The organism is Gemmatimonadaceae bacterium, from assembly GCA_035633115.1.
In the GTDB taxonomy this organism is placed as follows: Bacteria; Gemmatimonadota; Gemmatimonadetes; order Gemmatimonadales; family Gemmatimonadaceae; genus UBA4720.
The window spans coordinates 32,386-55,213 of sequence record DASQFN010000058.1 but is presented as its reverse complement, the minus strand read 5'-3'; the positions used below and the strand labels follow the sequence as shown (position 1 = coordinate 55,213).

Below are 22,828 nucleotides of genomic sequence, written 5' to 3'. Positions count from 1 at the left end.
CTCGATACGGCGAGCTCTCGGTCTCGTAGCTCCTGGGCGAGGCATTCTTCATACGTCGATTCAAGCAGGCCAGGCCCGATCGACGTATGCACGTCAATCGCTGCACCGATAATCCGCTCAGTGAGTTCCCGGTGCAGCCCTCCGATGTAGACGCGTCTCACGCCGAAAGGAACCCGACCAAACCAACTTTCCACCATCGCAAAGCGTCAGCAGTAACCCGAAGCCCGCCGCGGTTAACAAAAGAAATGTTCTGTGTTTCTGTGTTTCTGTGGCAAGCGCACAGATGCGTTGATGTGCGTTTCCAGCCGACTCAGCCGAACACGATGCCGGGTAGCTCGTCGAACCTGCTGATGACGTAATCCGCACCTCGCACTACAGCGTCACGCGTGGCGACGCCCGTATATGCAGCAAAGGCGTCCACCGCCGGCGGATCTGCGGTGCGCGCCTCGAGGTCAGTGATGCCATCCCCCACGCCGAGGATTGGCCGCGCGAGGCCGAGCGCTCGCACCATCTCGACTTTGCCCCCGTTGCGCGTGAGCGGGGACTGTGCGTCGAATCCCAGGTAGTCACCCGGCTCGGTGAAGTAGAGGGAGACAGCATGTACGACGCTCGGAAGCAGCCCTACTGCCTCGGCAACCGGCACGATGGCGTCGCGGATTCCGGCGGTGACAAGGACTACATGTATACCGGCATTAGTTAGCTTTGCTAACGATTCTGCAACCCGCGGTTCGATACGCTCCATATAGGCGTCTGCCAGTTGGCGGACTTCCTCGCGTGACGGCCTTACAGCCTCGAGCCGCTCTGCGTATACATCGCCGAGCGGAATCTCTCCGCGCATCGCGCGCTCTGTGACTTCCGCGACGCGATCGCGCACCGCGGAACTGCGACGCGATGCCAGCCAGTCGATCCCCTCGATCGCGCACAACGTCGAATCCACGTCGAGCACGACGGATTTGAAGCGCGGGCCGGGTTCGGTCAGAAGATGTTCCCAGGCGCGAGGATTCCGAGAGGGTCCAGCTCCTGCTTCACCGCGCGCATCACGCGAAACGCAAGCGGCGACATCTGGAGCGGAAGCCAGTGCGTCTTGAGCTTGCCGATGCCGTGCTCGGCGGACACCGTGCCGCCCATCTTCACGACCATGCGGAGCGTCTGCTCGACAACCCGCTCGATGGCTTCGAGCTCTTCAGAGTCGCGCGCGACCCAATTCTGGTGAGGATGCCCGTTCCCCGCGTGACCGTACGTGACCGCCTGACTTACTCCGGCCTGTCGTGCCATCTCCCGCGAGGCCGAGAGCGCCTCGTTCAACCGGCGATACGGAACAGCCCAGTCAGTCGAAACCTTTCTTCCACCTGAGGCGCGCTGTCCGGCCCCTCGCTCGTTCATCGTCGCCGGCACTGCGTGCCGAATGCGGCGCGCAACCGCGAGCGCCTGCTCGCCGTCGAATACGCGGACGTCGTCGACTCTCGCCTGCCGCGATTCCGCCAGAGCAAGCCAACCATCGAGAGCAGCATCGTAGTCCGCACCGCTGCTCACTCCAGCGGCCGCCTCGGCGAGCTCCTGCTCGACATACACCATTGTTCCCGCGGCTGGAACGAGAGACGCCGAATGACCGCTCGAGCCACGCGAGGTCTCGGCACCCCGGGCGATGCCCACGGCGAGCTGGTCGAAATACTCGAGACACCTCGGCGCGACGGCTCGTGATTCTCTTGCTGCAACTACAAACGCGAGCGCCTCTGCTTCGTTCGCAAACGGGATCTCGAGACCGATCACACGCTCGGGCAGCGGCAGCAGCTCCAGCTCCGCTTCCACGACGACACCCAGCGTTCCTTCACTTCCCACGAACCAGTCGACCGGATCGTGAGCGAATGCGTACCCCGCCGTGTTCTTCTCGAGGCCCACGCGGCTGTAGCGCACCACCTCGCCCGAAGCGAGCACAACGGTCACCGCGCGAACGTGCTCGCGAGTTGCGCCGTACTTGAGCGTCCGCGCGCCCGACGCGTTGCAGGCGATTGCTCCACCGACAGTGCTCTCCTCCTCGCTGGTGGGGTCTGGCGCGAACAGCAGTCCCTCCGCTGCTACGGCCCGCTTGACCTCGCCGAGGATGGCGCCGGCGCTGGTGCGAACGGTTCGCGCATCGCGGTCGACATCTATCAGTGGGGTCAGGCCGCGGAGCGACAACAGAATTCCCCGTTCAGTGATGGAGGCGCCGGTGGTGCTGGTCTGCATTCCGGCGGGCGTCACAGGCGTGCGGGCGCTCGCAGCGCGCTTTACTACCTCCGTCACTTCTTCGACTGACTCCGGCCTGGCGACTCCGTCGGGCAGGTACCGCAGGCCCGACGCGTCCGCGGCGAACATTGCGCGTACGTCGGGGTCGGTCTCGACGAGCGCGCTCACTCTTTCCTGAAGCTGACGACCGTCACCGAGCGCACGTCGGGTAGCTCGAGCAGCCGCCGCTTAACCTCCTCGCCAACACCGCCGTCAACCGATACCGCCGCCAGCGCTTCCCCACCCTGCGCCAATCGCGCCTGATGATACTCGGCGATGTTGACACCCGCTTCGCCAAGCAGCGTCCCGACTCGTCCAATCACTCCGGGCACGTCGCGGTTGGTGAGAATCACAAGAGTGTCGCGCGGATAGACGTCCACCCGAAACGCCCCTATCCTGGTGATTCGAAAAGCACCGTCGCCGTTCTCGTCGCCGCCGTGACCGTAGGCGATGCCGCCGACCGTGATGTCGTTCATTCCTCCCGTGAGCCGCACTTCCACGGCGCGGCTCGCGATAGCGGTCTCCGGCTGGCTGCCATCGAGTGCCTCCGTGAATGAAAGCTCGATGCCGCGGCCTTCCGCGAGAGTGCGCGCGTTTATCAGGTTGAGCCGCTCCTGCTCGAGCACCGCTTCGAGAACCCCGAGCGCCGCTGATGCGACGAGAGTCTCACGTGCCGGCGCCAGAGCGTGGCTGCCGCGAACGTCGATGCGTCCGACGACGCTCGTTCCCTGCGCCGCCAGAATCGCGCGACCAATGGCGGCCGCTCGTCTCGTGAGCATACGCGCCGGCCGCAGCTCCTCCCACTTTCCGTGCTCACCCTCGGGCACGTTGATGGATCGCGAGTACTCGCCCGAAAGCAACGCGTCGCGAACCGCGGCGCATGCGTCCACCGCGACGTTACGCTGGGCCTCCGCGGTTGACGCCCCGATGTGTGGTGTGAGAAACACGTCAGGCAGCTTCGTCAGCGGATGATCGGCGCGCAGTGGCTCCTTTTCGAATGCGTCTACGGCAGCTCCTGCGAGCTTGCGCGCGGCCACGGCTTGGGCCAGAGCATCCTCGTCTACAATTCCACCGCGTGCCATGTTGACGACGATCGCCGAGGGCGCCAGTCGCGCGAGCTCGCGTTTTCCGATCATGCCGCGGGTCTCCTCCGTGAGCGGGGTGTGAACCGTGACGATATCGGAAGCGTCCAGCAGCTCATCCAGCGAGGCCGCGCGATGCACGCGCAGCGATTGAAACCGCGACTCCGTGATGTAGGGATCGTACGCAACGAGCGGCATGTCGAACGCGTGTGCGCGCGCCGCTATTTCCCCACCGATACGGCCAAGCCCGACAATGCCAAGCGTGCGACCGTTCAGCTCCGCTCCAAGCAGCGACGACCGCTCCCAGCGGCCGGCGTGCATCGATTCGTGTGCGCGCGGGAGATGCCGCAGCAGACTGAGCACCACACCAAAGAACAGCTCAGCCACCGCGATGGTGTTTCCGGCAGGCGCGTTGATGATCGCGATGCCCAGCTCGGTTGCGGTGTCGAGGGCAATGTTGTCGACGCCGACTCCCGCGCGTCCGATCACCTTGAGACGCGTTGCCGCTCGAAGAAGCTCGGCGGAGACTTTGGTTGCGCTGCGTCCGACGAGCGCATCGTAGGCGGGGATGCGCACCATGAGCTCCTGCGGGGGAAGCGTAGGAACCTCGTCCACGTCGAAGTCCGGCTCGCCGGCGAGAAGCGCTACACCTTCGGGGTCGATCTCATCCGTTACCAGGATTCTATAGCGCATTGAATGAATCTAGACTCACCAGGCGATGCCGTAATCCTCGCCGTGATTGCTGGATGCGCCCCACATCGTCGCGTACTTTCTGTCGAACATTATCGCGTTGATCGTGAATGTGGCCCCCGCCTGCTTCACTCGCCAGCCGCGATCTCGACGTCACTTCCCGGCGGAAAAAATCTGCAGCGCCGCGATCTGGCTCCAATGGACCATCAGCTCGTTTCCGGGAACGATGACGACGGTGTTGACTTCATCGGTCCGGGCAATGAGCACCTGCTTGAACTCCTCGGTGGCGGGCCCCGCAAGCGTCAGCTGGTGCCCTCCAATCAAATACAGCTTCCCACCAGTTATCTGCTTTGCCATCCGGGCTCCGTGTCGAGTTAGAGGTTTTGCCGCCGGCCAGGAACTATTTCGCCGCGCGACCTGAAACAAAGTAGCCCCCATTCTCCGTTGGGAGATTATGCCCTTCGATCCCCGGTTTATTCTCGCGCTGGCGATCCTCGTTGCCGTTTCCGGGATGGTCGTGCGAGGGTTGCTGAATACATGGCTCGGACGTCGCGAAGAGAGCGGGTCGGCCGGTGGAAGACTGGCCAGGCTGGAAGAGCGAATCACCAGAATAGAAGATGCGACCAGCGGTCTCGTAGGTGAATTCGCGGCGGTACGCGAGAGAGAGCGGTTCATGACTCAGCTCGTTGAATCACGCGCCCGCAAAGAAGCACGCGCTCTCGCCGAGAGCGTCCCCGCTGCTCCCGCCGTCGTCCCAGTGACCGGAAGCGAGCCATCTCCCTTCGTCGTTCAGACAGTCTCTGCCGTCCGACGCACTGCGCAGCCCGGGAATACCGGTTGAGCGCCCGCGCCTCCCTATCCGGGTGAGCGCGGAACTTTCAATCCGGTATTCACAGGGTGTCGATCTCGCCCGCAGCGCGATCGAGAATTTCCTTGATCTTCCTGATCTGCTCGGCTGACCTGGCCGAGCTTTTCGACGCGTAGACTGCGCGTCCGACATTCTTCATTGCGCGGTGAACATCCATCATCTGCTCGCCGAAGATGTTCTGCGCGAAGTCGGCGATGCGCGAGAAAATATCGTCGATGAGCGGCTGGTTTTCCGCTAGATGGGCGCGCCCCTCCTCGGTGATCTCGTAAATCTTTTTCCCGCCTTCCTCGGGTCGCGCACGCGCATAGCCCAGGTCCTCGAGCAGCGTCAGGGTCGGGTAGACGGTCCCCGGACTCGGCGAGTACATCCCGCCGAAGCGGTCCTCGATCTCCTTGATGATCTCGTAGCCGTGGCGCGGCTTCTCGTCGAGAAGCCGAAGAATCACGAACTTGAGGTGGCCCTGATCGAACATCCGGGCACCGCCGAAGGGTCCGCCCCTCGATTTGCCACGGCCCGCCCAGAAAGCCCCGGGGTCGAATCCAAAGTTCTCGGGTCTTACCGAAAACGCCCAGCCATAACCCGTCCCGCAGTGTCCGTGTCGCATTGACTCATCCCCGTCTGTTCTGGTTAACCAGCGACGTGAGCGTCTGATCGCTCTCCGATACTACTGGCGATATATCTTTGCGGCGGGAAGTTATATCTGGCGATATATCTTCGCAAGGCGCAGGTTAGCTGCCTCCAAAAAAACGTACAGGACCGCAAAGTGCAGCAGCAGAGCCCCCATAGGCGAACGGGTAGTGGACCGAAGTTGGGCATGCACCTGGCCGGAGTCGGTTGCGCAGCGGTTGCTCGACCGTCGAGCAAGGTCGACTTATGTCTAGTAAGGGAAAGGGTTGAGTGTCTCTGTGCCCCCCCCTGTAAAAGGGCGGGCGCTTTTACCTCTGTCCCACCTATGTTAAGATGCGTGAAACGGAGGAGTGCCTAGCGTGCCTCTTGGCGAAACGCTTGTAGCGGCCAAGCTGATAACCGAAGAAGATGTTGTCATGGCGCTCGCCCGCCAGCGTAAGCTGGGGGGAACGCTGGGCGACAATCTGGTCGGGCTCGGACGCATCGAGCGCGAGCAGCTTGAAGCATTTCTGGAGACCGGTCCTCCGAAGATCGCCACCGCTGCCGATACTGGCCTCGACGACACGTTCCTTCAGGGATTGGCCCTCCGGGTGATGTATGCCCATGGGCTGAAGACGCCTACGGAAGTCGCGAACGTAATTCGCCTGCCCGTGCCGATCGTGCGCGACATCCTCGAACGCTTGCGCTCGCGCGGCTTGCTCGAGCCTTTGGGAGCTGAATCCTCAGGCAGACAGCTCGACCTGCGGTACGCCATTTCGGCGGTCGGCCGCGAGTGGGTGCAGGAAGGACTCAAGCAGTCGGCGTACACCGGACCGGCGCCGGTGCCGCTTGCCGCCTGGCAGGCGCAGGTCGAGCGCCAGCACATCACCAACGACCGTGTGGATCAGGAGGCAATCGCCGAAAGCCTGTCTGGGCTGGTGATTTCGCCGGATCTCATCGCGCGCCTGGGGCCGGCCGTCAATGCGGGTCGTGGCATGCTGCTCTACGGCCCGCCTGGTGATGGCAAGACGTCCATCGCGACAGCCATCGCCAAGAGTTTCAGGCAATCGCTGTGGGTGCCATATGCGATCGAGGTCGAGCGCGAAGTGATCAAGATCTTCGATCCCGAGCTGCATCATGAAAAGGGCGTCAACGGGTTACCTGCGGAGGAGGCCCGGTCGCCTTTCGTCAAAACGAAGGCTTCGTCGGACGACCGGAGGTGGGTGCGGTGCTCCCGCCCGATCGTCGTGACCGGCGGCGAGCTGACGATGGACATGCTCGATCTGAAGTACGATCCAGTCGGCCTCTACTACGAAGCGCCGCTGCACACGAAGATGACCGGCGGTGTATTCGTGGTGGACGATTTCGGGCGGCAGATCGCGCGGCCCGAGCAGGTTCTCAACCGCTGGGTGCTCCCTCTGGAGAGCCGCATCGACTTCCTGACGCTGCACACCGGAAAGAAGTTTGCGGTGGCGTTCGATGGCCTCGTGATCTTCTCGACGAACCTTACGCCGACCAAGATTCTGGATGCGGCGATGATGCGGCGGATCCCCTACAACTTCCACATCGCGCCACCGACAGCCGACGAGTACGTCGAGATTTTCCGTCGCGTCTGCAAGGCCAATGAGATTCCGTTCGAGATCGACGTCGTGCGGACTGTGATGGCGCGTCTCTACAAAGGCGAGAAGCTGAAAATGGCGCGCTTCCACCCGCGATTCATCGTGGAGCACGTGCTGGCGCGATGCAGCTACGAGGGGCGCGACCCGAGACTGGACGAAGAGCTCGCGCTGGACGCGGCGCAGCATCTCTACACGAAGGAATAGCTCCCCTCGGCGGAACAGGTCCCCCGGCCCGAGGCGTCTGCGCCGCGGCCCTCCGGTTCCGTCATGCTGGCACCTTCCGTGCGCTCAGAAGCTTTGAACTGCACCGGAGGAATGCATGAGTCCCACCCTGATTTGGATCATCCTGCTGGTCGCCCTTGCGGCTGTCGTACTGATGATCGTCGCGCAGCGTCGTACGAGGGCGCTTCACGAGAAGTTCGGCCCCGAGTACGACCGGACTGTGAAATCGATGAAGGACCGCGGAAAAGCAGAGGCGGATCTCAACAAGCGCATCGAGCGCGTGGAAGAGCTTAGAATTCAGCCACTCAGTGCCGCTGATCGCAGTCGCTTTGAGCAGAGCTGGCAGACCGATCAGGCTCGCTTCGTTGACGACCCGCGCGCCGCTGTGAGAGAAGCTGACCATCTGGTCACCGAGCTGATGCAGGCGCGCGGCTATCCAATGGCCGACTTCGGGCAGCGCGCGTCGGACGTATCAGTGAATCATCCGCAGGTGGTAAGCGACTATCGCGCGGCTCACGATATCGCGGAGCGTGACGCGAAAGGCCAGGCAAACACGGAGGAGCTTCGAAAGGCGATGGTCCATTATCGCGCTCTGTTCCGTGAGCTTCTCATTACGGATGCTCCCACTGGAGAGTCTGAGCGGCCGATAACGAGTCGAGACAGGGTGCTGGCGGACAGCCCGGAACCCCCGGACGATTCGGAGAGAATCATTCCCGATCAGCCTCAGCGCTCGATCGTGGGGGACAGGATCATTCCTGATCGGGAAGACGCAAGGCCCGACGCACGCTGAAGGCTCTAGGACAGACCCATCCAGTTTGCGCTCGCAAACTGGATGGGTCGCAGGACGCCCGTCCACTCACCCGACCGTGTGCCTCGAGGCAAGCACCTCATTGAGCTTGTCGTAGCTCTCCCCAACTCCCGTAGCCATCGGCGACTTCAGGACACCGTCGCGAGCTTCCTTCGAGTCGTAAAGCACGGTAGTCGTGAGCGTGGTCTTCCCGTTTTCTTCGACGAGGACCATCGTGTCCACCGCTTCGCCTTCGTACCACTTGTCATCGAATACTTCTGTGCAGACGATCCGCTCCGGCCGGACGATCTCGCGATAGACGCCGCTCATTCCCATCTCGGTTCCGTTGTCCTTGCGCCACACATAGCGGTATTCGCCGCCGACCCTGAGATCGATCTCGCAGACGGCGAGCGTCCACCTGTTGCGTACTCCGAGCCATCGCTTCAGCAGGTCCGGTTTGGTCCAGGCGTCGAAAACCATGCTGCGCGGAGCATCGAACACGCGCGTCATGGCGATCTCCCTGTCCGAGGGAGTGGTGACTTCCAGCGTTTGAGTGTTCTTCACGGCGTGCGTCATCGGTGATCTCCTTTCTTGTTAGTGCGTTTGCGTTGTTTTTTTCCGGCGGTCTTGAGCTCTTCGAGCAGGACGTCCAGCCGCTGGAAGTTGCCTTCCCAGTGCCGGCGGTAGCGTTCCAGCCACCTGGTGGCTTCGGCGAGCGGCTTTGCCTCGAGCCGACGTGGCCGGCGTTGCGCGTCCCGGCCGCGTGAGACGAGGCCGGCGCGCTCGAGCACCTTGAGGTGTTTCGAGATTGCCGGCTGGCTCATCCTGAACGGGGCGGCGAGCTCGACCGGACCGCGCTTCCGAGTCGGATTGACCTGGTATCCCTTCGCTGCCACTCGCTAGCAGGGCGGCGGCCGATCCCAGCTTCGCGCGACACACATCGCTTGGCGGGGCGTCGGTGCCCACGCCAGCGACCGAACCTAGGGAATCCAAAAACGACAGCCTGTTGGCTGTCGTTTTGAGTTGCCCCTCCTAGGCTCGAACTAGGACTCTCCTGATCCAGAGTCAGGCGTGTTGCCAGTTACACCAAGGGGCAAAAACTGCCTCGCACGGAGGCCGAGGCAGTGATGTCAAACTAGCCGATTATACCCCTTACTTCAATCATCGGGGTTTCGCCGCGCTGCTCCATCGTTGAACTTTCCACCCCCGTGATTCGCCAGACACTCAGACCCGCTCTCGCCGCGGCGCTGGCCATCGCACCGCTCGGCGCGTGCCGCGACGTCGCGCCCGCTTTCGGCACGAACGCAGCCGTCGGTCGCGCCAACGCCGACGGCCTATTTGGCGGAATCGCACAGCGCTTCACCAACGTCCAGCGCAGCCCGAAGTTCGTCGTCGCGCGCGACAAGCTTGGCAGGAATGCGCTTACGCCATCGGTGATCTACAACGACACCTCGGTGTGGACGGCGTGGGGGGCAGACAGCACCAGGGTGGTGACCATCGACGGCGAGTTCTCCAGCAATCGCTACCTGTTCACCGCCCGACCGTGGCCGGCGACACCAGTGAACGAGCCCGGCGATTCACGCCATTACATACGGCTGCGCCGGCTCAACGAGAATGTATTCGAGTGGGTCACCAGCGTCGACATCGCCGCGGGAAGCATCAAGTCGGACGAATTTGCGAATGTCATCTCGGGGCTGATGGGTTCGGCGGAGAACAGGACGCGCGGCGATCTGCGTGCCGACTATCGCTCGAGCTTTCCGCGCACAACGTCGGCGCTCGGACGCCTTTTCTCGCTGGACACGCTGCGCACGGCACGTGATACCGAGGGCGCGACGACAGTCCTGCTCGGAATCCGGCTCAATCCGAATGGAATCCGCGCGACGATGCCCGACTTCGCAAAGTATCTCGACAAATACGCTGCACCCGCGATGTACCGTGCAGTGGTCACCGACAAGCGCGGCGGCCGATGGGTGGAGTTTGTGGGCGCCGACAACTACATCACGCTTCGCGTCAGGAGCCTGAACGGACACTTCGCGCCGCTGAACGGCCCTGTTCGCCCGATTCCGCACGACCTTCAGCTGACGTCGGACTTCACGACGAAGATCCTCTTCTTCACGGTTGGCTTCCGCGCGCTGATCGGCGACGTCACCGTGGTAAACTCTGACCGCGAACGGGGATGGTTCATGCGCTTCACGCGCGAGCCAGACTGGAGACTCCCATCTGCGGTGAGCGTGATGATTCACACGCCACTGCGGAAACCGTTCGAGGGGAACGGCGCAACCTTCCGCTTGGTTCTGCGCGACAACCCGGGCGCCCAGTCGCTGACCTCGAGACGTTCGTCAACTTTAGTGCAGGAAAGCGCGATCCTTCGTTTTCTGGGACGACTTGGCTCGACAGCGATGGGCGATTTCGTCGGAAAGTCTGAGGTCCAGGAGAACCGGTTCAGCGCCGAGGTCTTCAACGCCCTTCGCCTGGACATCCGCGCGCTCCTCCCATAGCCGCCCGATTTCCGGCGCGCGAAGGCGACGATTCCGTGGCGCCGATCGAAAAGCAATGCAGCGATGCATCAATCAGTGAGCGTCGGCGTTTTTGATGGTTGAGCGCGACCGCTGGTACGGCGTGTGTGATCGGTATCGCCGAGGCGGACCCCCGCGAGGCAGCGAGGAGACCCGCGCGCTTTCGGAGCGAGCTTTCTGGAAGAAAGCGCAGCGGAGAGCGGGGCTCCGGAGACTGCCTCGACGAGGGTCCGCAGCGGTGATACCGATCACGCATGCTGCGCACGGAGCCGGGACGAACCAGGAAAAACACGAATGCCGCCAGATCCGAAGACCTCGCGGCATTGCTTTGCGGCTCATGCGCCGCGTTAACGTGCCACGCGCGCCGTCATTGGAACTCTACGTCCTACCGAACGGCGGCGGGCAGCTACTCTCCCGACCTTCTTATACCCCAACCCGCCACAACTGGCGAATCTCTTACCAAATGGAGCTGAGGGGGATCGAACCCCTGACCTCTGCAGTGCGATTGCAGCGCTCTCCCAGCTGAGCTACAGCCCCGCGCCAAGATGCGCGACCGGCATGACTCGCCCAGGGAAAGGGCCGCTGCACCCGTCGCACACGGGCTTCCAACGTCAAAGCCCTGCCGAAAGTCGCAGGGCTCCGATACAGATGAACTTACCGCGAAACGCCGCGAAGTCAAGAGAAATCGCGCGATCGTCGCCTCTCAACGACGGCGTAACTTCTTGTCTGGACTCACGATAGACGCCCGCTGCCTACCGGCGGTACACGTAGAAGTTGCCGTTCTGGGTTATCGCCACGTCCTTCCATTGCGCTCGAAGGCGTCCTCGTAAAGCACCGTCGGAAGGAAAAAGCCGTTCAATGTCTCCAGCTGGTATTCGCCTGCGCCATCGTAGTCCAGCCCCACCAGCTCGGCGCACGCCACGAATCCAAACACGAGCGACACCGATGCAATCGCTAATAGACGTTTGCGCATTTTGTCCACCATCTCCCTCGCGTTCATACCTGCTCGGCCCCGTTGGCCGTTCTGCTTTGCTACACCGCGACGGCTGAATGTTCGCCCAGCTCCAGCGGCAACCCGACCGTCAGAGGTCACCTGCGAGCTCATGATCGACATCGCTCACCCCGCGATGGTGGCCCTCAATCGCATGTCGCACATTTCGCTCCCACGCGCCGTCCGGAGCCTGCGCGTAAACCGAAGCCGGTATATTGGGCGAATGTCGCTGACCGTCCGCTTTCTCGGTACGTCGGCGTCGCGCCCGACCGTCGAGCGCAACGTCACATCCATCGCGGTAACACGCGAAGGAGAAACGCTTCTGTTCGACTGTGGCGAAGGAACACAGCGCCAGATGATGCGTTATGGGATCAGCTTTGCTCTTCGCGACATTTTCTTCACGCACATGCACGCGGATCACATGCTCGGCGTGATTGGATTGTTTCGGACGCTGTCTCTTCAGGGGCGCGAGGATCCGATGACTCTGTGGGGACCACCCGGATCCGAGGCTCTCCTGACCCGGGCAATTGCACTCGGCACCGAGAAGGAAAAGTTTCCGATCGAATACCGCGAGATCACCGCCGAGACTCCGGTCAAGCGAAAGGACTACAGCGTGTTGCCCTATCCGGTCGAGCACGCCGGGAAGATCGCTCTGGGATATGCGATCGTCGAAGACACGCGGCTCGGGCGATTCAATCCCGGCCTGGCGCGGGAGCTGGGAATCCCCGAGGGCCCGATGTGGGGATTGCTCCACCGGGGGCAGTCGGTGACGCTGCCGGATGGAAGAGTGATTGATGCGTCGGATCTCGTCGGACCTTCTCGGCCGGGACGCCGCGTGGTATTCGGAGGCGACGGGCGGCCGTGCGCGGGAACGGTCGAAGCAGCGCGCGATGCGGATCTGCTCATTCACGAAGCGACGTTCGCAGACGAAGAAGCACAGCGCGCTCTGGAAACTGGACATTCCACGGCGAGAGAAGCCGCTCAAGTCGCAAGCGCGGCGGGCGTGAAGCAGCTTGTGCTTACGCATCTCTCGGCGCGTTACTCACAGAGCGCATCGGATCTCCTGCGCGAGGCGAGAGAGGTCTTCCCCGACACCATCGTTGCGCGCGACGGGATGGAGATAGACGTCTTGTTTCGCGAATCGCGCGAGGGGTCCCCGGATTAATACGACTACCAAAGTCGTCATTCTTGCCCGCGGGTTGGGGACCCGCATGCGAAAAGCGGATGAGGAAGCACGTCTCGAAGGGGGGCAGGCTGCTGCTGCATCGCTTGGGATCAAGGCGATGATTCCGATTGGCCGGCCGTTTCTGGACTACGTGCTCACTGAAGTTGCTGACGCGGGATTCACCGACGCGTGCCTCGTCATCGGGCCGGAGCATCAGGGCGTGCGCGATCATTACGAGCGCGAGATGATTCCAACGCGCATCCGGGTTCGCTTCGCCGTGCAGGAGCGCGCGCTCGGGACAGCCAACGCGGTGCTCTCTGCCGAAGAATTTGCGGCCGGTGACAGCTTCGTGGTCCTCAACTCGGACAACTACTATCCATCGGTTGCGCTCGAGGAGCTGCATCGATTGCGCGAGCCGGCGATCGCCGCGTTCGACCGTGAGACATTGGTCCGGAGCGGCAACGTGTCGGCCGAGCGAACGTCGAGATTTGGCGCGCTCGACATAGACGAAGGCGGGTACCTGCGGCGCATTCTCGTCGCGCCCAATGAAGAGATGCTCAAAGCGGGAACACCCATCTACTCGAGCATGAACTGCTTTCTATTCACGTCGGAGATCTTCGCCGCGTGCCGCGGTGTCCCGCTCTCAGCGCGAGGCGAATACGAGCTGCCTCAGGCGGTCCACTGGGCGATTGCACACCACTCCATGCAATTCAGAGTGGTAAAGATCTCGGAACCAGTCCTGGATCTCTCAACGAGGGCGGACATCGCGGGAGTGGCGGAGCACTTGAGAGGGGTTGCAGTTAACCTGTAAAAGGTCTTCTCGGTGTTCTCTGCCCAAGTCTGCTGAACGAAACGATCGAGAACGCGCGGCCTGCGTTCACTGAACCGACGGACCCTCGCGCGAATCCGACGGACCTCGCGAAAACGCTATTGAACCGCCGGACCGTCGCGGGAAGCAGAGATGGGCATCGACCGCCTGAACAACAGTGCCAGGACCGGCGGCGTGAGCGCCTTCATCACCGATTCCTTGCTCAGCGACGCAGTGACGCTGCGAGCCTCGGGTCCGTGCCACTGGTGCCATGCATAGCGATCGAGCCGCGCGGTTTTTCCACCGGGGTGATGGAACACAACCATCGCGTTGCTCGAGCCGGGCACCTTGACCTGAAATCCCCATCTCGTTCCGTCGGGCCCAACGAATTCCCTGATGTCGTCTGCCATTCAGTTTACCTGGAGCTCCGGCAATGGTTGTCGCCCAATGAATCCGGCACTTTCCTCGTGCCAGTACTGTACACTCTCTTCGCCCAGCTGCCAGCATAGAAGCACCGGCCGGCCGTCGATTTCTCCCGGAAAATCCACCAGCCCGGTGCCGAACCCCTTGAACAGTACGCCGAGCTTCTGCAGCTCAGCCATGTACCCGTCGATTTCTTCCGCGAGCTTAGTCGCCTTCGCCTGGAGCTCCTCGGCCGCCTGATCGGGCTGCTCCGGACTGCTGCGGAGCGCGGCAACCTCGAACTCGCGCACCGTGTCCTGCCACCGCCAGTAGTCGCGCACCGCGTCACTCACGATGCGCTTGACGAGCGGGAGCATCCGATTCGCTTCGTCGACAGAGAACGATCGTGGCATGCGCGAACTCTGGTCAGGCTACGTGCCCGGCGTCAAGATGGGCGGGGTGCGCGAGGACTCGACCGGCCCAACTACTTCAGGCCGCGCCTTCCAGATCATCTAATCCAGCGTGCATGGGAGGAGAACACCGAGAAAACCGTAGACGGCTTTGAGCTTACTGGGCTGACGGACCCTCGCGAGATCCTTCTTCGTCTCTCCTCTCCTCGAGCCGTCTGCGCCTTCGCTCCTTCGCCGCTTCGTGGCGCCGAATCTCATCGGGAGTCTCGGTTACCAGCCGCGGAACTTCCGCCGGCCGTCCCGCCGCGTCGACTGCCACGTACGTCAGGTAGCAGGAGTTGGTGTGCCGCCTGACCCCGGTGAGCAGATGCTCGGCTTCCACCCGGACGCCAACTTCCATCGATGTCCTGCCGACGAAGTTCAGGCTGCACTTCATGATCACCAGGTCGCCAAGGTAGATCGGCTCGCGGAAATCCACGCGGTCGACGGAAACCGTCATGCAGGTCATTCGAGCGTGGCGGATTGCGGAGACCGCGGCCGCGGTATCCATCATCGCGAGGATGACTCCGCCGAAGACGTTGTTCAGGTTGTTCGAGTGCTGAGGCATCATGAGCTGCGATGTCTCGTGCTGCGTTTCCTTGACCGTCCGCGACGTGGCGGCGGCGGTCACTGCAGCTGCTTCGCCGGGCGTCGAAGTGATGCGGCGCGCTGCCCCTGCTGCCCCTGCTGCCCCTGCTGCCCCCGCTGCCCGCGCTGCCCGCGCTGCAGGCCACGCGATGCGAGCTGCGTCAGATCTTCATCGGAAAGTGCTCCGTCGAAAGCGTCCCCGATGGCCGACCGTACGCGCGCGTCCACACGCTTCTCATCGAGCCAGAATATCCGCGGGACAGGAGACTTCACGTATCCCAGCGGCCACTGGTTGTTGCGAGAATCCCGCAGCATCACCTGCGTCTGATTCCGCGCCGTGTCGAGACGCGCGATAACATCGTAGCCCGCGTGACGCCATCGGAGGCCGCCCTTTTCGTGCACTCCTCCGTCGGATATCGCGGCGGTGTCGGTCGCCAGCGCGGCAATCGGCACCGACTTGGCGATCCGGACGTCGATCACCCCGCGCGCCGTGTCCGCGCGATGGCTGTGCAGATTCTCGAGATTCGAGCGATGCGTATAGAGAACGAATGGCCCGACGACTCCGAGAATGTCCGATTCACCGGTAGCGAACAGCGACACATCCTCGCTCTCTTCGTCCGGGTCGAGCAGTCTGGCCGAAGGATTAGCTGCGAGGTACGCCCGCTCCCAGGCGCTTATTCTTTCGTCCTGCCAGAGAAGCGTCAATTCGTTGGTGACGAGATCGCGACGGTAGATCGGCTCGCCCGAGAAAAGAGCGTACTCGTACGAGCGCGTGCTCTCTCCCACGTACACCTCGTAAAACCGCCCTCCGGCGCGCGTCAGTATGAGCGGAGAAACCCGCGCGTGGATTCCGGCCGGCCCGCTCTTGACCCAATACGTCGAGCTCCCGTCAGCCACCAGAAACTCGGCGGCGGGAGGCTTGGGCTCGGGCAACGAACAGCCCGCAAGGGGTACAATGAGCAGCCAACGAAGGATTCGCATCAGTGGCAAATATAGTGCATCATCCCTGATTGACCCTTTGAAATTTTCCGACCTTCACAACGACATCCAGATGGCCTCAGCTCTCAGACGTCCGCTGCTCGGTATCCTGTCTCTTCTGGCTCTCCCGGCATGTGGCGGAAGCCGCGACGCCGCCGCAACGCAGGCCGCCACCGACTCGATCGCTTCCTCGGTGGTCGGCGCCGGCTCGGCAATCGCGGCACCGGGCTCCACTCAGCCCGGCGCGGCGACCGGGTCCACACAGGCAGCCGGCGGTGCCACACCTGCACTGCCCCCGGGGCCGGGGTCGGCCGAGGTTCGGAAGCTTCGCAGCGATCCCTCGGCGCCAATCCGCGGCCTCTACATCAATCGGTTCGCGGCACAGAGCACCAAGAAGATGGGGCGTCTCATCGGCATTGCCGATTCGACCGAGATCAACGCGTTCGTGATCGACATCAAGGACGAGTTCGGTCTGAATTTCCACTCGAGCGATCCGCTTCTACAGAAGAATCAGGGCGCAACAGCCAAGGTGGCGAACCTGAAGGCGCTGGTCGACACCTTGAACGCGCACGGAATTCTCCCGGTCGCGCGCATCGTGGTGTTCAAGGATTCGGTGGCCGCTCGCGCCAATCCCGAGCACACGATTCGCAGGAACGACGGCTCAGCCTGGCGCGATCACAAGGGGCTCGCGTGGGTGAATCCTTATGCGAACGAAATCTGGGAGTACAACTTCCGGGTCGCCGAGGAGGCCGCGAAGATGGGCTTCGGCGAGATTCAGTACGATTACATTCGATTCCCCGAGCCCTACAAGAGTCTTCCCGCGCAGGTATTCCCCGAATCAAACGGGCGAACGAAGTCACAGGCGCTCGCCGAGTTTCTGAACGCGGCGAAGAAGCGACTGGACAAGTACGGGGTGCGAACCACGGCCGATATTTTCGGCCTGGTGACGACTGTCAACGGCGCGCTGGAGGTCGGTCAGGCCTGGGAACCGCTCACGAAATCCGTGGACGTGCTGCTGCCGATGGTTTACCCGTCGCATTACCCGCGGGGCTCCTTCGGCATCCCGCGCCCAAACGCCGATCCGTACAGGGTGATTCACATCGCGATCTCACGCGCTCGCGAGCGTAACGCCGCCGTGGGAATCACTGGTCAGCGCGTCCGCCCATGGCTGCAGGCATTTACCCTCGGCCAGCCGCGCTACGGGGCTGCGGAGATCGAGCAGCAGAAGCGCGCTGTCTACGACTCGGGATATGAGGGCTGGGTGTTGTGGCATCCGGGGTCGCAGTACGATCTGTTCGTGCCCGCGCTGGAGAAGACGCTCGTGAGCCGGGCAAAGAATCCGCCTGTGCCGGCAGCGCGACCGAGCGACGATTAGCGCTTTTTCTGCTCGGGCGCCGAGGGCTGCGTTCTGATTATCTCGGCGGACGGACCGGGACGCTTGCGACTGATCGTCACCCGCTTACCATCGGGAGTCTCGATCACGATGCGATCCTTCGTCTGCGTCGCCGACGAGAGTACGCCTGATCTGACGGCTTCCCTGACTGATGCCTTCACCGCGCTCGTCGCGGCTTGAACACCGAAATAGGCTGCGATCGCGAATAGCGCCCAGCCAATCATCACCTTGCGCGAGAAGAGCCGCTCGCGCCGCGGAGTCGGTTGGGGCACAGCATCGATGTCTGCTCGGTTCCAGTCACCCGCCGCAACCTGTCGCGTTGCAGCTTCCGGAGGCTCGCCGAAGCGAGGCTCGCCTGGTGAGGTGTCTTTCATCTCAATCCCCCTTCATCCTCTTATAACGATACGAGATTGCACTTGGCCAGGTGACAAGCATTATCCGATCGATGTCTCTGATGCGCTACATCCATGAAATCCGTTTTACATATATTGAGGCCGATGATCACCACCGCTAGCATTGCCGGCATGACCTGCGCCCACTGCGTTCGGGCGGTATTCACCGCGCTGGGTGGGGTGCAGGGAGTCTCGCGCGCCGACGTCTCGATTGGCCGCGCCGTTGTCGACCATGACGGGACCGCCAGCCACGAGTCCATCGCCGAAGCAATCTCAATTGCGGGCTACGAAGTCGTGAGCTTCAGCGACGACCGCCGCGCTCTGCCGGTGGTGTGATGAAAGACACCCGGCACACTCCCCTGCACACGCCATCGGGCGGACATGAGATGCGGGGGGTGGCCGCGCTGCTCGCACCGGACATCCTGAGCCTGCTCGACGAAGCTCCCGGCAGCCTTGCCGCGGAGACCGAGGAGATGCACCCGGCGGACCTCGCTGACGTAGCCGAGGCCCTGCCCCGCGGTCGTGTCGCCGAGCTGTTGAGCGCTTTGCCAGCCGCGCGGGCGGCCGACGTACTCGAATATCTAGACGAGGATCTCCGCAGCGAAATCCTCGAGGCGATGACGACCCGCCAGGCGGCCGAGCTCGTCACTCAGATGACGCCGGACGACCGCGCCGACGTCCTCGAGGAGATGGAAGAGGACCGCGCCGACGAGATTCTCTCAGAGATCCCGGAGCAGGCGCGCCAGGAGACCGAGCGGCTTCTCGCCTACGAGCCCGACAGCGCAGGTGGGCTGATGACGACCGAGTTCGTATCGGTCTCGGAAGATACTCGTGTCGAGGAAGCACTCGCGGCGGTGCGCCGCATTGCCCGGGCGGGACGGCGCGAAGCGATGCACGCGATTTACGCGACCGACGCGAGCGGCAAGCTCAAAGGGGTGATGTCACTCCACGAGCTGCTGGCTGCTCCCGAAGGCGCGCTCGTGCGCGACGTGGCGTGGGAGGAAGTAGTGACGGTGCCGCCGACGGCGGACCGTGAGGAGGCGGCCCGCCTCACTTCAGAATACGACCTCGTCGTTCTGCCGGTGGTGGACGCCGACCACCGAATACTTGGTGTAGTCACTGTGGACGACGTAATCGACGCGCTCGTGGAGGAGCACACCGAGGATGTGCAGCGCTTCGGCGGAATGACTGCGCTCGACGAGCCCTACACTCAGATCGGTTTCTTCTCGATGATCGGAAAGCGCGCCGGATGGCTTTCAGTGCTGCTGCTCGGGGAGATGATGACTGCGTCGGTGCTGCGGGGATTCGAGGCGGAGCTGGCCAGCGCGCTCGTGCTGACCCTTTTCATTCCACTGATCATCAGCTCCGGCGGCAACTCGGGATCGCAAGCCACGTCGCTGATCATCCGCGCAATGGCCCTCGGCGAAGTTCGGCTTCGCGACTGGTGGCGTGTCGCCGCGCGCGAGCTACCGACAGGGCTCGTTCTCGGCACGATCCTCGGACTCCTTGGCGTTATCCGCATCGTGGTCTGGGAGCTCATCTGGCCCGGGACTTATGGACAGCACTATCTGCTCGTCGCCGCGGTGGTGGGTGTGGCCCTGCTCGGAGTGGTCACATTCGGCTCTCTTGCAGGTTCGATGCTTCCGTTCATTCTGCGCCGGGCGGGCTTCGATCCCGCCAGCGCGTCGGCGCCGTTCGTAGCGACTCTCGTAGACGTCACTGGCCTCGTGATCTACTTCTACGCAGCTGTTTTTATTCTGCGTGGAACTTTGCTGTAGCGGCTGGTTCCGGCCGGCGCTACTGACCGAGCCCGGCGTCGCTCATGATCTTGTCGATCTCAACGCGGCGCGACCGCACGAATTCCACGTTGTCGGCGTTCTGACCCTCCGGAATGCGCGCGTTCGGGTTTGCGTCGAGCGCAGCAGAGGTCGTCGCGGCCTGGAGATATGCGCCCATGGTCATCACGAAATCTCTTGGCGTAGTCCCGGCGCGCTTCAGCAAGTCGGTGACGAAGTCATTCCTCTCGACTGTCGCGATTGATTCGGATATCGGCTCCTTGCCGATGTTGACGTCAATCACGACCGACGGATTCCGCTTCGACTCGTCGTCGAGCGCCTTCGCGGCGGCCGCGTACCGGCGCATCTTGTCCATGTCGAGGGTGTAGGTCCGGAGGTCGCTCGTCGTGGCGTCTCTGACGATTGTCGTCGTCGTGTCGGCGGCGGCCGCCCGCTTGTCGTCCGTGCCGCACGCGGTGGCAAGCACACCGATGAGACCGATACACGCGCGAATGCAGAGAACTTTCATGAGGGCCTCCGGCCCGGGCATCTATGACGGAAGGTTCGAAGAGATTCGGACCTTCTGTCATAGATGCCCGGGAAGTTCAGGGAATACCCGCCAGCACTCCGCGCTCGGATGGGCGCAGTGAATCTTCCTGCGCGATTGGCGCGAGGGGCAGTCCCATCTCGGTTCCGTAGGCGGCAATGCCCTGCTCGAGCCACGCGTGCTCTCCCTTGAGAACGCTCATCGCAAGCTTGTAGAGATTGGCGTCGTTCGGGCCGTAGAGATTCCTGAAGTGCTCCTGCACCCTGAGCCGCGCCTCTCTGCAGAACGTATCCGCAAGCGCGACCGCTCCCGTCTGACCTTTCTTTGCGAGCATCTCGGCGCGGACGCACGCTGCTGACATTGCGAACAGCTCGGCACCGATGTCCACGGCGCGGAACAGCACCGCCTGCTTCCGCTCGAGCTTTGGCCCGTACCTCACCATTGCATGAAAGATCGATCGGCCGAGGTGGCGAGTGTTGCGCTCGATGAACCGCACGTGCGTGGCAAGCTTGCCGAACTCGCCGTACCGCTTGAGCTGTCCGGTGCCGACCCACCGCGACGGGTACCACGTGAGATAGAAGGGCGTCGACTTCGCCATCGCGCTCAGCCGCTCCTTCATCGACGACTCCGGCTTCACGATGTCGAACGCCAGCTTGAAGTGATGGTCCACCGCTTCGCGTGCGATGAACAATCTCATGATCTCGGACGATCCCTCGAAAATGAGATTGATGCGGAAATCGCGCATCGCGCGCTCCACCGGAATCGCCTCCTCGCCGCGCCGGGCGAGAGATTCGGCCATCTCGTAGCCGCGACCTCCGCGAATCTGCAGGGTGTCGTCGATGATTCTCCAGCCGTGCTCAGTGTTATAGAGCTTGGCGATCGCCGCCTCTAACCGGATGTCGTAGTTCCCACGCTCGTACAGGGCGGTCGCGAGCTCGGCTACTGCTTCCATCGCAAACGTATTCGCGGCCATCTTCGCGATCATCTGTGCGACGGCTTCGTGCTTGCCAATCGGCTGGCCCCATTGCACTCGCTCCATCGACCATTTTCGCGCGACCCGCAGCATCGCCTTCGCGCCGCCGGTTGCTCCCGCGGGAAGCGTGAGCCGCCCGGTGTTGAGCGTAATCAGCGCGAGCTTCAAACCCTTGCCTTCACCCCACAGAATGTTCTCGCGCGGAACCTTCACGTTGTCGAAGCGGATGACGCCGTTCTCGATCGCCTTCAGTCCCATGAACCTCAGGCGATGCTTCACCTCCACGCCAGGCATGGCCGAGTCGACGATGAACGCCGTGATCTGCTTTACTTTTTCCCCCTTCACCTCCTGATCTGGTGTACGAGCCATGACGACGAACAGCTCGGCGCGCGTTCCGTTAGTGCACCAGAGCTTTTCGCCGTTGATTACGAAATGCTCGCCATCGCCGGTTGGTGTCGCGGTGGTGCGCATGTTCGCCGGATCCGAGCCGGCGTCCACCTCGGTGAGAGCAAAAGCCGAGATTGCGCCTTTCGCCAGGCGCGGGAAGAATCGTCGCTTCTGATCGTCGGTACCGAAGAGCTTGAGCGGCTGAGGGACGCCGATGGACTGGCTCGCGGACAGAAGGGCGACGAGCGAGCCGTCCTTTGACGTAACCAGCTCCATCGCGCGGATGTAAGTCATCTGCGACAAGCCGAGGCCGCCGTATTCTTTCGGAATCTTGATTCCGAACGCGCCCATGTCGCGGAGCTCCTGCACCAGCGATTCCGGAATCTCTCCGGTGCGATCGATCTCCTCCGAGTTCACTCTTGCCATGAAGTCGGCGAGCTTGTCGAGAAACGGTTTTGCGCGAGCCGCTTCTGCCTCATCCTCCGGCGGGTGCGGATGGATCAGATCCAGACGAAACCGGCCGAGGTAGAGCTCGCGAGCGAAGCTCGGGTGCACCCACTCCGTCTCGCGCGCCGATTCGGCGACGTCGCGCGCTTCTTTTTCGGTGGCGAGCGCTTCGGCGTGCTCGGTCATTTCCGTCTCAGAAAGAGGATTGTTCCAATAATAGAGATGGCCGCAAAGGAAAACCACTGAATTGCGTAGGACTTGTGCGGGCCTTCGTCCATGGGCGGGACGTTCAGACGAGGGGGCGTGTCCTTCGTCGTATCGGCCGGTGGCGATGTCAGCACGACGTAGAACGGCTTGAGGGGATAGCGAAAGCGCTTCTCCAGCTCCTGCCGATCGAGCCAGCGGTATGCATTGCTGTGACTCGGCGACGCGTTAGCTCCCTGTCGGGCGGGCGGATACGTTTCCACGAACCCGCTTCCGTTGAGCTCTGGCGCCTCCCGCCACCTCGTGAGATCCACGGTCATTCCGTTCGGCGAGTAGACCCATCCCCGTACGACGAGCACGGCGGTGTCGGTCGATGGAAGCCGCACGGGCGTGACTATGTTGACTCCCGGCGACCCGTCGCGCGACCTCAGAGTAAGGACCGTTTCATTGGCGTAATCGTAGGCACCCTGCACGGAAACGCGACGATAATGCGCGTTGGCTGTATCGGTGGGCAACTGTGAAATCGGCACCGGCGGGGCCACTGCCCGGCTCGCCAGGCCGGCGTTCACGCGTTGCCGCTCATGCAGGCGGTCGAGCTGCCACAGCCCAAGGCGAACGAACACAGCCGTGACAACGACTGCAACCAGTACGACCAGACTGGAGCCGACTTTCAT

Annotated in this window: 25 protein-coding genes and 2 tRNA genes; 9 read left to right on the top strand and 18 right to left on the bottom strand. The window is 62.7% G+C overall.

Annotation, left to right across the window (positions count from 1 at the left end; genetic code table 11):
• Positions 1–310: 310 nt before the first annotated feature.
• From VES88_07655 to VES88_07640, 4 genes are all read right to left on the bottom strand, one after another.
• Complete coding sequence (locus VES88_07655) at positions 311–946, bottom strand: haloacid dehalogenase-like hydrolase (protein HYN81359.1); 636 nt, start codon at positions 944–946, stop codon at positions 311–313.
• Positions 947–975: 29 nt separating this feature from the next.
• The gene (locus VES88_07650) at positions 976–2,394 is read right to left on the bottom strand and encodes an FAD-binding oxidoreductase (GenBank protein HYN81358.1); all 1,419 of its coding nucleotides are present in this window, start codon (positions 2,392–2,394) and stop codon (positions 976–978) included.
• A complete protein-coding gene (gene serA, locus VES88_07645; GenBank protein HYN81357.1) occupies positions 2,391–4,040 on the bottom strand; it encodes a phosphoglycerate dehydrogenase in 1,650 nt (549 codons plus the stop codon). The genes VES88_07650 and serA overlap by 4 nt, the downstream gene beginning before the upstream one ends.
• A gap of 150 nt (positions 4,041–4,190) precedes the next feature.
• Positions 4,191–4,394, bottom strand: coding sequence for a hypothetical protein (locus VES88_07640; protein HYN81356.1), 204 nt, complete (start codon positions 4,392–4,394; stop codon positions 4,191–4,193).
• A 97-nt stretch (positions 4,395–4,491) separates the two neighbouring features.
• Between VES88_07640 and VES88_07635 the strand changes: the two genes are divergently transcribed.
• A complete protein-coding gene (locus VES88_07635) occupies positions 4,492–4,878 on the top strand; it encodes a hypothetical protein (protein ID HYN81355.1) in 387 nt (128 codons plus the stop codon).
• 49 nt (positions 4,879–4,927) lie between these two features.
• Here VES88_07635 and VES88_07630 read toward each other — a convergent pair whose 3' ends face one another.
• On the bottom strand, positions 4,928–5,509 hold the full coding sequence (locus tag VES88_07630; GenBank protein ID HYN81354.1) for a PadR family transcriptional regulator: 582 nt from the start codon (positions 5,507–5,509) through the stop codon (positions 4,928–4,930).
• A gap of 382 nt (positions 5,510–5,891) precedes the next feature.
• Between VES88_07630 and VES88_07625 the strand changes: the two genes are divergently transcribed.
• Both VES88_07625 and VES88_07620 read left to right on the top strand, forming a co-directional pair.
• The gene (locus tag VES88_07625) at positions 5,892–7,334 is read left to right on the top strand and encodes an AAA family ATPase (protein ID HYN81353.1); all 1,443 of its coding nucleotides are present in this window, start codon (positions 5,892–5,894) and stop codon (positions 7,332–7,334) included.
• A gap of 115 nt (positions 7,335–7,449) precedes the next feature.
• On the top strand, positions 7,450–8,142 hold the full coding sequence (locus VES88_07620; protein ID HYN81352.1) for a hypothetical protein: 693 nt from the start codon (positions 7,450–7,452) through the stop codon (positions 8,140–8,142).
• Positions 8,143–8,208: 66 nt separating this feature from the next.
• Here VES88_07620 and VES88_07615 read toward each other — a convergent pair whose 3' ends face one another.
• The 3 genes from VES88_07615 to VES88_07605 form a co-directional block, all read right to left on the bottom strand.
• On the bottom strand, positions 8,209–8,715 hold the full coding sequence (locus tag VES88_07615; GenBank protein ID HYN81351.1) for an SRPBCC family protein: 507 nt from the start codon (positions 8,713–8,715) through the stop codon (positions 8,209–8,211).
• Positions 8,712–9,035 carry an ArsR family transcriptional regulator gene (locus tag VES88_07610; GenBank protein ID HYN81350.1) on the bottom strand — a complete coding sequence of 108 codons (324 nt, stop codon included), beginning with the start codon at positions 9,033–9,035 and terminating at the stop codon, positions 8,712–8,714. Before VES88_07610 ends, VES88_07615 begins: the two co-directional genes overlap by 4 nt.
• Positions 9,036–9,162: 127 nt before the next feature.
• Positions 9,163–9,235, bottom strand: a tRNA-Gln gene (locus VES88_07605).
• Positions 9,236–9,347: 112 nt separating this feature from the next.
• Here VES88_07605 and VES88_07600 point away from each other — a divergent pair.
• Positions 9,348–10,637: a hypothetical protein gene (locus tag VES88_07600; GenBank protein HYN81349.1), complete on the top strand. Its 1,290-nt coding sequence runs from the start codon at positions 9,348–9,350 to the stop codon at positions 10,635–10,637.
• 482 nt (positions 10,638–11,119) lie between these two features.
• Here the strand turns inward: VES88_07600 and VES88_07595 are convergent.
• Both VES88_07595 and VES88_07590 read right to left on the bottom strand, forming a co-directional pair.
• Positions 11,120–11,192, bottom strand: a tRNA-Ala gene (locus VES88_07595).
• Positions 11,193–11,442: 250 nt separating this feature from the next.
• The gene (locus VES88_07590) at positions 11,443–11,769 is read right to left on the bottom strand and encodes a hypothetical protein (GenBank protein HYN81348.1); all 327 of its coding nucleotides are present in this window, start codon (positions 11,767–11,769) and stop codon (positions 11,443–11,445) included.
• A gap of 100 nt (positions 11,770–11,869) precedes the next feature.
• Between VES88_07590 and rnz the strand changes: the two genes are divergently transcribed.
• Both rnz and VES88_07580 read left to right on the top strand, forming a co-directional pair.
• Positions 11,870–12,811, top strand: coding sequence for a ribonuclease Z (rnz, locus tag VES88_07585; GenBank protein HYN81347.1), 942 nt, complete (start codon positions 11,870–11,872; stop codon positions 12,809–12,811).
• Positions 12,812–12,857: 46 nt separating this feature from the next.
• The gene (locus tag VES88_07580) at positions 12,858–13,622 is read left to right on the top strand and encodes a sugar phosphate nucleotidyltransferase (GenBank protein HYN81346.1); all 765 of its coding nucleotides are present in this window, start codon (positions 12,858–12,860) and stop codon (positions 13,620–13,622) included.
• Between the two features lie 116 nt (positions 13,623–13,738).
• Here VES88_07580 and VES88_07575 read toward each other — a convergent pair whose 3' ends face one another.
• The 4 genes from VES88_07575 to VES88_07560 all read right to left on the bottom strand — a co-directional run bounded on the left by VES88_07575 (position 13,739) and on the right by VES88_07560 (position 16,039).
• Positions 13,739–14,029 carry a hypothetical protein gene (locus tag VES88_07575; GenBank protein HYN81345.1) on the bottom strand — a complete coding sequence of 97 codons (291 nt, stop codon included), beginning with the start codon at positions 14,027–14,029 and terminating at the stop codon, positions 13,739–13,741.
• Entirely contained in the window at positions 14,030–14,434 is a 405-nt protein-coding gene (locus tag VES88_07570; protein ID HYN81344.1) for a DUF2203 domain-containing protein, read from the bottom strand. It abuts the gene before it with no gap.
• A gap of 154 nt (positions 14,435–14,588) precedes the next feature.
• Positions 14,589–15,101: an acyl-CoA thioesterase gene (locus VES88_07565; GenBank protein HYN81343.1), complete on the bottom strand. Its 513-nt coding sequence runs from the start codon at positions 15,099–15,101 to the stop codon at positions 14,589–14,591.
• A complete protein-coding gene (locus tag VES88_07560) occupies positions 15,098–16,039 on the bottom strand; it encodes a hypothetical protein (protein HYN81342.1) in 942 nt (313 codons plus the stop codon). Before VES88_07560 ends, VES88_07565 begins: the two co-directional genes overlap by 4 nt.
• Before the next feature lie 37 nt (positions 16,040–16,076).
• Here VES88_07560 and VES88_07555 point away from each other — a divergent pair, with 37 nt between their 5' ends.
• On the top strand, positions 16,077–17,411 hold the full coding sequence (locus VES88_07555; protein ID HYN81341.1) for a putative glycoside hydrolase: 1,335 nt from the start codon (positions 16,077–16,079) through the stop codon (positions 17,409–17,411).
• Here VES88_07555 and VES88_07550 read toward each other — a convergent pair.
• The gene (locus VES88_07550; protein HYN81340.1) at positions 17,408–17,803 is read right to left on the bottom strand and encodes a hypothetical protein; all 396 of its coding nucleotides are present in this window, start codon (positions 17,801–17,803) and stop codon (positions 17,408–17,410) included. The genes VES88_07555 and VES88_07550 overlap by 4 nt on opposite strands.
• Positions 17,804–17,926: 123 nt before the next feature.
• On the opposite strand from VES88_07550, the gene VES88_07545 reads away from it, so the two are divergent.
• Together VES88_07545 and mgtE are read left to right on the top strand one after the other, a co-directional pair.
• On the top strand, positions 17,927–18,157 hold the full coding sequence (locus tag VES88_07545) for a heavy metal-associated domain-containing protein (protein ID HYN81339.1): 231 nt from the start codon (positions 17,927–17,929) through the stop codon (positions 18,155–18,157).
• Positions 18,157–19,599 (top strand): magnesium transporter, encoded by a 1,443-nt coding sequence (gene mgtE / locus VES88_07540; GenBank protein ID HYN81338.1) that lies wholly within the window; start codon positions 18,157–18,159, stop codon positions 19,597–19,599. The genes VES88_07545 and mgtE overlap by 1 nt, the downstream gene beginning before the upstream one ends.
• A gap of 19 nt (positions 19,600–19,618) precedes the next feature.
• On the opposite strand, the gene VES88_07535 is transcribed toward mgtE, so the two are convergent.
• The 3 genes from VES88_07535 to VES88_07525 all read right to left on the bottom strand — a co-directional run bounded on the left by VES88_07535 (position 19,619) and on the right by VES88_07525 (position 22,828).
• Positions 19,619–20,125 (bottom strand): hypothetical protein, encoded by a 507-nt coding sequence (locus tag VES88_07535; GenBank protein ID HYN81337.1) that lies wholly within the window; start codon positions 20,123–20,125, stop codon positions 19,619–19,621.
• Positions 20,126–20,201: 76 nt separating this feature from the next.
• A complete protein-coding gene (locus VES88_07530) occupies positions 20,202–22,136 on the bottom strand; it encodes an acyl-CoA dehydrogenase family protein (protein ID HYN81336.1) in 1,935 nt (644 codons plus the stop codon).
• The gene (locus VES88_07525) at positions 22,133–22,828 is read right to left on the bottom strand and encodes an SURF1 family protein (GenBank protein HYN81335.1); all 696 of its coding nucleotides are present in this window, start codon (positions 22,826–22,828) and stop codon (positions 22,133–22,135) included. Before VES88_07525 ends, VES88_07530 begins: the two co-directional genes overlap by 4 nt.

Bases quoted from the DNA above. Each gene is read 5' to 3' on its own strand.
- serA (HYN81357.1), bottom strand. From the start codon at position 4,040: ATGCGCTATAGAATCCTGGTAACGGATGAGATCGACCCCGAAGGTGTA.
- VES88_07640 (HYN81356.1), bottom strand. From the start codon at position 4,394: ATGGCAAAGCAGATAACTGGTGGGAAGCTGTATTTGATTGGAGGGCAC.
- VES88_07635 (HYN81355.1), top strand. From the start codon at position 4,492: ATGCCCTTCGATCCCCGGTTTATTCTCGCGCTGGCGATCCTCGTTGCC.
- VES88_07630 (HYN81354.1), bottom strand. From the start codon at position 5,509: ATGCGACACGGACACTGCGGGACGGGTTATGGCTGGGCGTTTTCGGTA.
- VES88_07620 (HYN81352.1), top strand. From the start codon at position 7,450: ATGAGTCCCACCCTGATTTGGATCATCCTGCTGGTCGCCCTTGCGGCT.
- VES88_07615 (HYN81351.1), bottom strand. From the start codon at position 8,715: ATGACGCACGCCGTGAAGAACACTCAAACGCTGGAAGTCACCACTCCC.
- VES88_07590 (HYN81348.1), bottom strand. From the start codon at position 11,769: ATGTCGATCATGAGCTCGCAGGTGACCTCTGACGGTCGGGTTGCCGCT.
- rnz (HYN81347.1), top strand. From the start codon at position 11,870: ATGTCGCTGACCGTCCGCTTTCTCGGTACGTCGGCGTCGCGCCCGACC.
- VES88_07580 (HYN81346.1), top strand. From the start codon at position 12,858: ATGCGAAAAGCGGATGAGGAAGCACGTCTCGAAGGGGGGCAGGCTGCT.
- VES88_07575 (HYN81345.1), bottom strand. From the start codon at position 14,029: ATGGCAGACGACATCAGGGAATTCGTTGGGCCCGACGGAACGAGATGG.
- VES88_07570 (HYN81344.1), bottom strand. From the start codon at position 14,434: ATGCCACGATCGTTCTCTGTCGACGAAGCGAATCGGATGCTCCCGCTC.
- VES88_07560 (HYN81342.1), bottom strand. From the start codon at position 16,039: ATGCGAATCCTTCGTTGGCTGCTCATTGTACCCCTTGCGGGCTGTTCG.
- VES88_07550 (HYN81340.1), bottom strand. From the start codon at position 17,803: ATGAAAGACACCTCACCAGGCGAGCCTCGCTTCGGCGAGCCTCCGGAA.
- VES88_07545 (HYN81339.1), top strand. From the start codon at position 17,927: ATGATCACCACCGCTAGCATTGCCGGCATGACCTGCGCCCACTGCGTT.
- mgtE (HYN81338.1), top strand. From the start codon at position 18,157: ATGAAAGACACCCGGCACACTCCCCTGCACACGCCATCGGGCGGACAT.
- VES88_07535 (HYN81337.1), bottom strand. From the start codon at position 20,125: ATGAAAGTTCTCTGCATTCGCGCGTGTATCGGTCTCATCGGTGTGCTT.
- VES88_07530 (HYN81336.1), bottom strand. From the start codon at position 22,136: ATGACCGAGCACGCCGAAGCGCTCGCCACCGAAAAAGAAGCGCGCGAC.
- VES88_07525 (HYN81335.1), bottom strand. From the start codon at position 22,828: ATGAAAGTCGGCTCCAGTCTGGTCGTACTGGTTGCAGTCGTTGTCACG.